The following is a 12,498-nucleotide window of genomic DNA, read 5'->3' as shown; positions in this document are numbered from 1 at the left end:
TATAATTTCAGCTTAAGCGTCACAGCCTCCGTAGGCTCGATCTAGAACGGTTAATACCCATTGCTTACCTTGCTTTGTGATATGAAAGATAAGTGATGCATTTTTGTCCGTTAAGATAACACGATAGCTTTTGGCGTCTAGTGCTTTTAGCTTTTGGATTTCAGCACCTGATATTTTTGAATCCAAAATTTCATTCATAAATTTTGCCGTTTGGGATAGCTCTGTAGGATGCTGTTTATTGTTACAGAAGAGTCCTTTTTTATTCCAAGCCTCTTTCCCACAATCGTAAACAGGGAGTATTCCAAAAGTTACTTTACCGGAGAAATTTGATGGAGAATATGGATAATATTCAGGAATAGGGTGATTAAAATCAAGGGATGTGGCATGCACATATATGGCTTGAACTCCAGGTCTATAGATAGTATATAGACCTATTGTTTTGTCAATATAGCTGTTTAATGCTTTTGAATCTTGCTTGTTATACGCACTTACTATTTTTGATATAGCCATATCAATAGGTTCATCTTGCGCGATTTCTTGCTGTGGCACAGCTATGGAATCGATCACTTTTGGCAACGAATCAGATGTTATGGTGTCGGTAGAATCTTGTTCTCTTTCTTTTTTATCTGCAGTCCTGTTGCAACTACCAAGTAAAATGACCGATAAGAACAAGATACCCATTATTTTTTTTAACATAATTGTTATTTTCTACTAAATATGGATTAGAATTGACCTGAGTTATTTACAAAAATAGAACATAGAAGGTCTTAAACAAAAGTGACCTTAACTAATGCGCTTAATTTATCTTTATTTTTTCTTATTTGTCAAGTTATCAATGATTGTTTTTAATATACTTCGTGTAGATGGTCTCCACCACTGCGCTAATATTTTTTCGATAGTCTCCTCTTGATTTACACTTAACTGTTCAAAAAGTTCTGACCTAAAGTTCAATTTGCAAGATTGCCATGTTTCTTTGTCAAACTGTGTCACGGACTTAATTTTGCGCAATGCTGCGGTCTGAATGGCATTTGGTGAAACGACTTCGTCCACTAAACCTACTGTAAGGGCTTCTTGAGGAGTCAACAATTTGCCTTCCAGTAAGAAGCGGTAGGCATTGGCTTTACCAAGCCAAAAGCTGTAGAGATGAAAGATGCTATCGGGTACGATGAGGCCAACAGGTATCTCGTTTAATCCGATAATAAAATTTCCCTCTGCCATGACGCGATAATCGCAACAAAGTGCTATCACGCAGCCGCCAGCAGGACTATGTCCTGAAATGGCAGAAACAAGTGGTTTAGGAAAGGATGCCAGATCTTTGGTGTTTTTTAAAAATAGCGTCCAAAAGGCTTTTATTTCCGCTTCATTGTAAGCATATAGCGCAATCAAATCTAAACCAGCACTAAAAAAACCTTCTTTGCCATGGATGATTACCCCCTCAATAGCAGGATCTACCTGTAGTTCTTGAATAGTTGTATTTAACTCCTCCAATAGAACCATATCAATTGCATTGGATTTTCCACGATCTAAAAATATATTTGCGATGCGATCTTCTGTTTTAATTTGTATATGTTTCATATTATTTTTTTTCTAATAAATTTAATCTCTCAAATTAACCTGTATTGCTTTTCTTCCCATTCGCCCGTTGACATCTACCCCTTCCAGAATAATGGTATAAGGACCTTTTTCGTCCGAAGTGTAGAAATCGAAACTGGTCTCTCCTGATCGATTGGTAATGAGATTGGGTTCCCAATGTATAGTTGTTCTTAGATCTGAACCTATTTTCGACAATTCTGTTGTTTCATAGATTGGTTTATAAAATGTACGACTGAGGTAAAGTCCCTTAGGTATAAAGGTCCGGATACCAGTGGGTGTAAATGCACGTGAACCACCATCACCTCTTTTGGTCGTGATTAAGATCAAGCCATTGCCACCATAGGACCCATATATCGACGTGTAATTAATATTGCGTAATACCTCAATGCTAGCGATATCTGGGGCACTTAGCATCGAAATTTGATCGCTCTCAATATACATTCCATCAAGCACAATTTGCATGGGACCGTTGCTTCTGGTACTATAAGGTATACCATTTTGCCACCTAACACCCGCTAGTCTTCCAGCGAGGCACTGCTCTAGTGTAAAGCAATTTGCTAGATCTTCTTCCGTAAGAACTTGGTCAGCGTTTCCTGATCCATTTAGATTACTTGAATGTTGAACAGTTTTTTTCTGATTAGTACGTGTTATTTTAACCTCATCGAGTTGAATCGATCTGGACATGAGTCCAGCTTTTTCGAGTTCGGAAAAGTAGGTTTGGGTACTGTTGATATTTTCCAAATACTTCGTATTGATATGATTCATAACCTCTGGTAAATTTTTATTAGCATCATTTATTGAATTATCCATCTCGTCTAAATCAATATCAAGTCTATTTTTATCTTTCTTTGATGTCGCAGTTATAATAAATTTGGTACTATCTGGAAATAAGAGCTCATCAAATGAAAATCTTCCTGCTATGTCTGTCAATGTGTCAATGGCAGCAATCATATTGGACGTTGGAATTAATGTAACAGTCGCTTGTGGCACAACTACTTTTCGACTCAGTTTCTTCACTGTGCCGGAAATGGCTATGTTTTTTTCGATAGGATATTTTGGTTTATTGAGGGTGTCGTCTAACACAGACCAGTCTAATTTTCTCCAACCTTGTATAAGCATGAGGTTATCTAAATCAATTTTTTTGACCTCTTCATTATCTGTGAAATAATAATTAGGGTTCTCTATAAAACCATTGATTTCTGAACATAGTAATAAGGATGTATAGATACTTGATCGATAATTAGAATCAATTTTTGTCTTATTGGTATTGACAACAGATGCGGATAATGCGGATATTCTAGTAGAATCTTGGCTATTTCCAGTTAATACTGTGATTTTCACTTTTTCTCGCAATCCATATGTTGGTTTGTCTGTATCGGCTTTGATCGCTAAAATTTTATCAGACCGATAGTTGAAGATCATGCGTTCTAATAAAGGTTTCAAATTGGTATCTAAGATGGATAGCTGAATGACACCTTGTGGTAAGCTTTGTCTGGGAATGGAAAAAAGAATTTCTTTGGCACTTAATTTTTGTTTGGCAACATGAAAGGTATTGCCTTGGGAGTGAGCGATTAGGTAAATTTGTTGTTGATCAATTTTATCAGGGCTAGCGCTTAGCTGCACAAAGACTCTATCGTCTATAAGGTTGCCAACATTCATACTTAATCCTGAAACATTAATGGTAGGAAAAGGAACTTCTATTTGAGAGCCATCCGTAAATGTTGCAATAGCCGTATATTTTTTTTGTGCATCTAAATTAACTTGATAGCTCGTCATGCCCAGTGGATTGGTTTCGAAGAAAGCCATGACTTCATTGTTGTTATCCATGATTTTGATTTTAGCATGTTCTCCGAGTCCTCTACTATTAAGAGCTTTAAAGCCTATTTTTGTGAGTATGTTATGTGTAATGGTACCGGCTTCAGGTAGTATCTGTAAGCTATAATTTGATTTATCGGAAGGGACTGTCAAGAGTTTATGAACAGTGATTCCATCTATAGATTTGAAAGATAAATTAATCGTTTCTCCTGCTGATAGATCTTTCATATCAATCAAAATTTGACCTTTTTGATCTGTTTTTTCCTTTGCAGTCCTTATTTTTCCATTTTTTAATAATGTTTTATAATTGATATTAATCTCTGATAAAGGATGTCCCGATAGTGTTTTTAGATTTACAGCATAGTATTTTTTATCTCTATCTACGATGATTTCATCATCTGTTATGACATGATCAGATCGTCCATTATATATCGGTATTGTCTTGTCAAAAAAGTAGGCTGCGCTATCATTTCTCATCCATTGTGTATAGGCTCGGATACGGTAAGAACCTTCTATCAGGGAGTCTGTGAGGGCGAAATCAGCAATTCCTAAACCAGCTGTCAAAGGTATTTTTAAGGTATTGATCGTTTTATTTTCTGGAGAAAGGAGATCAATGTAGGCTATACGGCTTAATGTTGATAACATGTTTTCTGGTGCAACTGTACAATACAGCTTCATCCAAATGGTTTCTCCAACAGAATAGCTTTCTTTATCCAGGTGGATGTGGATTTTTTCTTTTGGATTTTGTGAGGCGTGCCGTTCTAATTTATCGATGAATTGGTGGATGTCTGTTTGCCCAAATGATACAAATGAGATGATGAATAACAAACCGAATAAGACTGCCTTAAGACTCATAAATTGAGGATCAATAATTTGGAATAAATTACGAAAAAATATTAAATAATTTGTTGTTTTCAAATGGATATCAACGCAATTTTAAATTTTCTCTTATAATTAAGCTAAAAAAAATATCTTTGTGGTATGAATATCCTAATCATTGGTTCTGGCGGTCGTGAATCAGCCTTCGCCTATAAACTTTCGCAAAGTAAGCGTCTTCAAAATTTATTTATTGCTCCTGGAAATGCAGGTACAGGTGTGTATGGTCAAAACGTTGCTTTAAAGGTTACAGATTTTGATGGTATCGCAAGTTTTGCCTTGGCGAATGACATCAATATGGTTTTGGTTGGCCCAGAAGAGCCGCTTGTAAAAGGTATTCATGATTATTTCTTGAACCGTGAAGACTTGAAACATATTCCTGTTATTGGTCCACAACAAGAGGGGGCACAATTAGAGGGGTCTAAGGACTTTTCAAAACAATTTATGGATCGTCACGGTATCCCGACTGCCGCTTCGCGCTCTTTTGACAAGAGTAATTTGGAGGAAGGTTTAGCGTATTTGGAAACTCAAAAGTTACCTATCGTACTGAAAGCGGATGGTCTAGCTGCAGGAAAAGGGGTGTTGATCTGTGAAACATTGGAAGATGCAAAGTTGGAATTGAATGCTATGATCGCTGATTCTAAGTTTGGTGCTGCCAGTGATGTTGTCGTGGTAGAAGAGTTTTTAAAAGGTATTGAATTGTCTGTTTTTGTTTTAACAGATGGTCATTCGTATAAAGTACTCCCTTCAGCTAAAGATTATAAACGCATTGGTGAAGGGGATACAGGCTTAAACACAGGAGGAATGGGATCTATCTCACCAGTTCCTTTTGCTGATGAAGCATTTATCAGTAAAGTCGAAGAGCGTATTATCAAGCCAACTGTTGAAGGTTTGAAAAAAGATCATATCCCATATAAAGGGTTTATTTTTATAGGATTGATGAATGTAGAGGGTGAACCTTTAGTGATTGAATACAATGTACGTATGGGGGATCCCGAGACAGAATCTGTTTTACCTCGTATTGAATCTGATTTAATTGATTTGCTAGAGGGTGTGGCTCAAGGTAACTTGGATACACGTTCTTATACGGTTTCTTCAAAAACTGCTGTAACGGTTATGTTAGTTGCTGGTGGATATCCGGGAAACTATGAATCTGGCAAAGTCATCTCAAATATAGAGAATGTAAAAGAATCCATTGTCTTTCATGCTGGAACCGCTACACAGGATGGCCATGTAGTCAGTTCCGGTGGTCGCGTAATTGCTGTGACGACTTTACAAGATACCTTATTTGATGCTTTGCAACAGGCAACGGCTGATGCTGGAAGAATCTATTTTGAGGGTAAATATTTCCGTAGAGATATTGGTTTTGACTTGATTTAATAAAATTTTCAAATCTTTTTTGGAAGATTGATAAAAATATCTATATTTGCATCTCCAAACAGGGAAATATCCTATTGGAGATGCCAAATGGCCCGTTCGTCTAGGGGTTAGGACGTTAGATTTTCATTCTAGAAACAGGGGTTCGATTCCCCTACGGGCTACTAAAACGACTTAAGAAATTAAGTCGTTTTTTTTGTGACTAAATTTTCATAATGACTATCCAAGATTCTTTTTCTTGATACAATAATATTTCAAATACATTATTGTCGTCAATATCAAATCAATGAAATCACGTGAACATGATATGTAATAAATGCATATTATCTATCGGTTTATTATTTGTCTATATTTTACTTCCGTTTTTTATTCTTCCTATTATTAATATGGGCACTGCCAGAATTTATTAAAAAGCATTGGTTGAAGCGTACTTCTGAAAGTTATCTAAACATCGGTTTATGATAAAATCAAGCGTAGCAGCTATTAAAATATCGAGATGTTGCAGCGGATGCTAGCTAAATACCTTTGGCACCTCGTTTGCATATTCAAAACAATAAATGAAAATGGTATAGCGTATTGGCATACTGGTTATGATCCTGGATTTAGAGGTTTTTTTATATCCATAATATGGAAAGTGAAGTGGCACATAATAATTCCGATATAGGAATGGATGTTATGAAATATTTAATGAAATTATTTTTGGATAAAGGATAGACTTTTTGGTCTTATGGATGAAGAAGAGGTGAATTAAATTAGAAAACAAGGTATATGATAGGTATTATAGGAGGTGTTGGTCCTTTAGGTGGATTAGATATTTATAAAAAAATTATTGAAGAGACTATTGCTGTATCAGATCAGGAGCATTTACCGGTAATGCTCTATTCATTTCCTAATTTGATTGGTGATCGCACAGCTTATTTAAATGGAAATTCAACGGTAAATCCGGCTATAGCTATTGCCGAAATCACAAGGCAATTAGAGCATGCAGGAGTAACTGTTGTAGGTATTCCATGTAATACGGCACATGCTGAACCCATTTATTCTGTTTTTGAACAGGAGCTGTCCCGAACGAATCAAAAGATTAAAGTACTGCATCTGGTTAAAGAAACGGTTGCTTTTATGAAAGCTCTTTATCCACAGGCAAGAGTGGGTATTCTTTCTACTACGGGCACCCGTAATTCGGGCCTGTACCGCAATATGTTAGTAAAGGAAGGTTTCCAAGTCGTAGAGCCTAATGAGGAATGGCAAGAGCGAATACATGATGCTATATACGACACAGAGTACGGTATTAAAGCACAATCTGCTCCTGTTACAAATAAGGTTCGCTTGGAATTGCATAGTGCCATGGATGAATTGAAAAAAGGGGGAGCTGAAATCATCGTTTTGGGATGTACTGAATTGCCATTGGCACTGCCAGAAAATGATCATAATGGTATGAATTTGATAGATCCTAATCGCATATTGGCTAGGGCACTTATTTACGCTTTTTCACCAGATAAATTGAAATAATATCATTATTTGTACTTGATGCGTTGTACTTGGCACGCATAATTGTACTATGCATGTGATCTTCCTGATCGTGCTTTTTAGTAATGAAAAAATAAGCAGAGATGAGTATTGCTGATGTTGCTCACTTTGTCAATATGTCATGTTAAATAGTCCTTTATTTCCTGATTTATAGCTTGGTATGTTATTTGAGTGTTTGAACATATAAATATATGAAAATGCAAAAGATAATACATAAATCAAAAAATCGGGGCCATGTTGACTTTGGATGGTTGAAAAGTGCCCACTCGTTTAGTTTTGGAAACTATTTTGATCAAGATAAAGTTAATTTTGGGGCATTACGTGTTTTGAATGATGATTTTGTAGAAGCAGGAAATGGTTTTGGCCGTCATCCTCATGACAATATGGAAATCGTAAGTATTCCATTGGAAGGTGTTTTATCGCATCAAGATAGTATGGGAACCAGTCGCGATATCCAAACGGGAGATGTACAAATCATGTCGGCAGGTACTGGAGTCACACACTCCGAATTTAATGGGAGCAAAGAGAATCCGGTTAAGTTTCTTCAAATTTGGGTGATCCCTAGTGAAAGACAATTGACACCAAGCTACGATCAGAAATCGTATACAGATGTGGATCGTAAAAATAAATTTGCAACGATTGTATCTCCAAACATAGCAGATAGTCAAGCGGTATTGATTCATCAAGATGCTTATTTTAATTTAGCAGATCTAGATGCTGGAATAAGTACGAATTATGCTTTACATGGAGAATCGAATGGCGTCTATATCTTTGTACTGGAAGGCAGTGTTCAAGTCGCAGGGGAGGTTTTAGACCGTAGAGATGCGATCGGTATATGGGAAATAGATCATATAGATGTGCAATCTACAACTGATGCTCAAGTGTTGTTGATTGAGGTTCCTATGTTTTAATGTTTTTCATTTAATATTATTAAAAAGGGTTTGTATCGTGAAGATGCAAACCCTTTCTAGTGATATCGTGTATTTTCTATTAGATAGGCACTACGGTAAAAACAATCGTTTTATAATTGTCCTTCTCGTACAGTACTCCTATTCTATTTTTCTTGACCAAGACAATATCCGAATATGCAGAATAAGATCCTTTATAACCTGCTGGTGATTTTGCTACAACTTGATTGAAATGCCAAGTTTTGCCTTGATCCTTGCTGATGCGCAATGTCAGATTGTCACGATCTTTTTCTGAAGCAGCATTACATACTGCTAGTATATAATTTTTCCCTTTTTTCCAAGATAAGGTTGCTCCTTGATTAACGGGATCAGGTAGATTTTTATCATAGAATGTTGTATCCCATGTTACTCCGCCATCATTGGAATAGGAAATGATGCGGTTCCTTACATTTCCTTGCTGGTTTCTAGTATTCATGTAAAGTCCTGTTTTCGATATTTGAGCCGCCATAGTCTCATTTCCTCCTTCAAAAGTTATAGTATTGCCGATCTTGAAAGTTTTACCATTATCATCAGAATAGTAACTATGTGCATAATAATCTTTTCCTGCAGGTTTTGGATTTCCTTCAGAATGGTTTGCTGGGATATAAATACGGCCTTTGTATTTTCCTGAATCAAACTGTAAAGCATGACCGGGAGTATTTGCATATGCTCTCCAATCTTCCTTAAACGTATAGTTAGGATTTAATAATGGTTGATTGGGGCGGTGTATTGCTGTTGTGATATTTGTAGGTGCTGACCATGTTTTTCCTCCATCAGTTGATGTGACATACCAACATTCGCGTAATCCTTTTCCATTTCTTACGTCATGCTCATGACCATTCCCTGTGTTGTAAAAAAGAAAGATGCGACCATTGGGATATTGAGGATCCAATAAGTCGACTACAGGGGCAGCATTGCCTGCTTGCAACTGGTCGTAATCTGCAGCGACCTGAATAGTTCCCCAAGTTTTTCCATTGTCTTTACTGATTTTATAGACTATGTCCACGTTGCCATAATCTCCAGCATGATCTACACGTCCTTCTGAAAAGGCTAATAGATCACCGTTTTTATTTTTAATGACTGCAGGTATTCGATAGCTGGCATAACCATCTTTTCCTGATTCAAAGACGGTCACTTCTTGAGCTTGTGCCATCGCAAAAAGTGCTACTGCACAAATGGTTAAAAATGTTGTTTTCATATGATATTGGTTTTATTTTTTTAGTTGATAGGAATAAAAGTAAACATCCATTTTATCGGATTTTGCCAATCTTCTCCTTTGAAATCACGTACAGGTAGTTTGATTAATACTTCATTCCATCCTTTTTTTAATAAAATTTTCATGGGTTTTCTATAGGTATATCCTTCATCAGTCAGAGGTATTTCTAAATGACCTTTTGCTCCGGCATGATTCCATAATGGAGGTGCGATGACTTGATGATTAACCCAAACTTTACTATCTAGATTGTCCCAAGTGTTGAGTTTAGGTGTATTACTGGCATAAGATCTGGAAAGATTGTTGAACCCGATCCAAAATAATTTATGTTGGTTTTTATTACTCCATATCTTTGTACGTGCATACCAGGTGGTGTTTTGTTGCGGGTTTTTAATAGCACCTGTTATAACGTCTGCCCACCAGTGTCTGAGTATGATGGTTCCGCCTTCCATCTTTTTTGCTACTGCTAACCCCTTTGTACAGGGCTGTTGCTCAATATCAAAAGATTGCGTCAGATTGCCGCCGTTTTGAAAAGGTCCGATCAGATCCCATTTTAGTCCAGTTTGCTTCACATAGGGAAAGGGCTTGTTCGAAAAATACTGATGCTTATGATGGAGTAATCGATTTTCAAAATTTTTGAACTCCTGATAGGCATTTGTGTTTTCATCTACGATGTTACAGATCCATCCCGATTGTCCTCCACCACGCCAGATGCGCTCTGCAAATGTTAATATGGAAGGGTAAACGGCATTTTGATAGAACATGTCCTCTGGTTTGGCAACTGCACGATCTGGCCATGCACACAAGGTTGCCCCAATTAGATTCTTGTTTGATTTATCTTGCTCCCCCAGTTTTCGGTGAAAAAGAGTTGTTACGGTTTCCAATGGATCCATGTGGTTAATGTAGAGGTGTTTAGAGTCAATATATACAAACTCTCCTCCCTCTTGTATGGCTTGAGGTCCACCCATCCATAATTGTCTGATGGTTTGAGACATCAAATTACTGCCTGGATCCCAACCAATCGTTTTATAACCTAAGCCCTCGACGTATCTGGTAATTTCGGGCATGAAATTTTGGTTGCTTATTTTTACCTCATCGCCACCAATATGCAGATATGGGAGGTCTTGATAAGTTTGTGAAAATTCTTTTAACAACTCTTTGATATAATATAGACCAGAGTCAGACTGCATGCCTACTCCAAAATATCGTTTAAAGGCTTCACTATGTCCAGGCATATCAATCTCCGGTAACAGTAGGATATGCCTTGCTTTACAATAAGCGATTAATTCTTTGAAATCCTGTTCTGAATAATGTGCTCCTGTTCCTCTTGTCATATTTGATGGATCGGTCAAGCCAGGATATTTTTTACTAGCTAAACGCCATGCAATATCTTCGGTAAAATGAAAATGTAAGACATTCAATTTATAACGTGCCATGATATCGATTTGCTCTTTTAGCAACTCAAGTGGTTGATAATTGCGTCCGACGTCAACCAAAAAAGATCGCCAGGAGAATGCGGGGGCATCATTAATGTCACAAAAGGAGAGCATTTTCTTTTGAATCGAAAACTGTCTTAATGTTTGAAGGCCATAGAAAAGACCAGCTCTGGAATGTGCCGTTATAAAAATACCTTTATCATCTATTTTTAAATGATAAGATTCGTCATGTGTAGTTGTTGGGTGATCGGATAAAAGTTTAAGTTTTAATATCGGAAGATATTGATTCTTAATCCATGCTTTTTCTTCTATTTTCCAATCTGCAAGAATATTCGTTGCAAGTTGATATTCTGATTGTAGGGACGGATTATTATTTTGTACAATAATACCCTTATGGAGCTTGAGCTTGCCCTTGCCTAACTCCATTTTTATGGGCAGAGGGATGAGGTTCTCTTGCGCATAGGATCTTGGATACGAGCAAATACTGGTAATGGTAATAAGGATACTTATGAATAAGTGTTTACAGTCCATTATTGTCCTTTATAAAATGGTTTAAAATAGTCCAACAATACCATTCTTGACGTGGTAGGTGAAATGGACCTTTAAATAAATTTCCTTTTGCAGTTTGCGCAATAGATCCATCTCTATGGAGGTATCCAAACCATTCGCCATGTTGCTGATCATGAAATTTATCATACGCATATTGATGGATTTTTTTGTGCATATCAGCATATTTTTGATTTCCTGTCATCAGATAAGCAAGGAGTGTAGCGATGATTGTTTCATTTTGTGGCCACCAAAACTTCATGTCTTGCCAATATTCCTGAACAGGTTTATCGTATAGATCTCTAAAATAAAGGATACCACCAAACTCTTTGTCCCAGCCTCTTTCCCACATATAGTCAAGCATTTTACAACCCAATTGGATGAGTGTTGGATCGTTGTTACGATATTTTGCTTCATGTAAGATAAACCAAGCGCCTTCTATGGCATGTCCCGGATTTAATGTTCTCCCATCAATATGATCAATGATTTCGCCAGTAGGGGACACCTGTTCCATGACTACTATTAAATCGTGCTTCACAAAATTCGATTCTATTTCTTCAATCCAATTTGCAATGGCTTGATCACAACGTGGATCACCAATTGTTTCGCGCAATTGTTGCGCGGTATTGATCATGATCATAGGTGTGCCAATGCCTTTTGCGGGTCTAGTGTCTGTAAATTTTGGGGTTAATTTGATTTCTCCGGAAGCATATTGGATGCATTTTCCAAAAATGGAACGTGCCAGGTCAGCCGCTTCTTGCGATCCCGAAGCTTTTGCATAGGCTGCAAATGCAATAACAGCAAAAGTTTCAGAAAAATAGTATCTTCTTTTTCGGATGGGCTGACCATCTTTGGTGACATGAAAAAACATTTGTCCATCATGATCAAAACAATGCTTTCGGATAAAGTCATAACCTAGTTTAGCTCCTTCTAACCATTCTTCTCGAGGTTCTATCGTGTTATATAGCGTGGCTAATAACCAAGTTGCCCGACCCTGTATCCATACCGCTTTATCGTCATCAATTAAACTTCCATCTTGATCACGCATTAATAAGAAACCTCCATCTTCATAGTCGAATGATTTTGGAAACCAAAAGGGTACAGTATCTTCTAAAAGCTGTGTTTTATAAAATTTTTCGAGTTCTTCGAGTTGTGTTATAGTATACAT

The 12,498-nt window shown here is 37.0% G+C and carries 9 protein-coding genes and 1 tRNA gene; 4 read left to right on the top strand and 6 right to left on the bottom strand.

Annotated features, from left to right (window positions below):
- Nucleotides 1–12: 12 nt before the first annotated feature.
- The 3 genes from C8N37_RS13475 to C8N37_RS13465 all read right to left on the bottom strand — a co-directional run bounded on the left by C8N37_RS13475 (nt 13) and on the right by C8N37_RS13465 (nt 4,263).
- Complete coding sequence (locus C8N37_RS13475; protein ID WP_146171071.1) at nt 13–696, bottom strand: hypothetical protein; 684 nt, start codon at nt 694–696, stop codon at nt 13–15.
- A gap of 111 nt (nt 697–807) precedes the next feature.
- Nucleotides 808–1,575, bottom strand: coding sequence for an enoyl-CoA hydratase/isomerase family protein (locus C8N37_RS13470; protein ID WP_108159367.1), 768 nt, complete (start codon nt 1,573–1,575; stop codon nt 808–810).
- Between the two features lie 21 nt (nt 1,576–1,596).
- Nucleotides 1,597–4,263 (bottom strand): carboxypeptidase-like regulatory domain-containing protein, encoded by a 2,667-nt coding sequence (locus C8N37_RS13465; protein ID WP_108159366.1) that lies wholly within the window; start codon nt 4,261–4,263, stop codon nt 1,597–1,599.
- A 126-nt stretch (nt 4,264–4,389) separates the two neighbouring features.
- Here C8N37_RS13465 and purD point away from each other — a divergent pair, with 126 nt between their 5' ends.
- From purD to C8N37_RS13445, 4 genes are all read left to right on the top strand, one after another.
- On the top strand, nt 4,390–5,664 hold the full coding sequence (gene purD, locus C8N37_RS13460) for a phosphoribosylamine--glycine ligase (RefSeq protein WP_108159365.1): 1,275 nt from the start codon (nt 4,390–4,392) through the stop codon (nt 5,662–5,664).
- 89 nt (nt 5,665–5,753) lie between these two features.
- A tRNA-Glu gene (locus tag C8N37_RS13455) sits at nt 5,754–5,825 on the top strand.
- A gap of 604 nt (nt 5,826–6,429) precedes the next feature.
- A complete protein-coding gene (locus C8N37_RS13450) occupies nt 6,430–7,170 on the top strand; it encodes an aspartate/glutamate racemase family protein (RefSeq protein ID WP_108159364.1) in 741 nt (246 codons plus the stop codon).
- Nucleotides 7,171–7,385: 215 nt separating this feature from the next.
- Complete coding sequence (locus tag C8N37_RS13445; protein ID WP_108159490.1) at nt 7,386–8,099, top strand: pirin family protein; 714 nt, start codon at nt 7,386–7,388, stop codon at nt 8,097–8,099.
- 79 nt (nt 8,100–8,178) lie between these two features.
- On the opposite strand, the gene C8N37_RS13440 is transcribed toward C8N37_RS13445, so the two are convergent.
- Genes C8N37_RS13440 through C8N37_RS13430 form a run of 3 tightly spaced genes read right to left on the bottom strand, consistent with a single transcriptional unit; the run spans nt 8,179 to nt 12,498 of the window.
- Nucleotides 8,179–9,333, bottom strand: coding sequence for a sialidase family protein (locus tag C8N37_RS13440; protein WP_108159363.1), 1,155 nt, complete (start codon nt 9,331–9,333; stop codon nt 8,179–8,181).
- 20 nt (nt 9,334–9,353) lie between these two features.
- Nucleotides 9,354–11,315 carry a family 20 glycosylhydrolase gene (locus C8N37_RS13435; RefSeq protein WP_108159362.1) on the bottom strand — a complete coding sequence of 654 codons (1,962 nt, stop codon included), beginning with the start codon at nt 11,313–11,315 and terminating at the stop codon, nt 9,354–9,356.
- Nucleotides 11,305–12,498 carry an AGE family epimerase/isomerase gene (locus tag C8N37_RS13430; RefSeq protein WP_108159361.1) on the bottom strand — a complete coding sequence of 398 codons (1,194 nt, stop codon included), beginning with the start codon at nt 12,496–12,498 and terminating at the stop codon, nt 11,305–11,307. Before C8N37_RS13430 ends, C8N37_RS13435 begins: the two co-directional genes overlap by 11 nt.

It is taken from the genome of Sphingobacterium faecium (genome assembly GCF_003054045.1).
In the GTDB taxonomy this organism is placed as follows: domain Bacteria; phylum Bacteroidota; class Bacteroidia; order Sphingobacteriales; family Sphingobacteriaceae; genus Sphingobacterium; species Sphingobacterium faecium.
The sequence above is the reverse complement of the archived record's forward strand: the minus strand, read 5'-3'. Positions and strand labels throughout refer to the sequence as shown.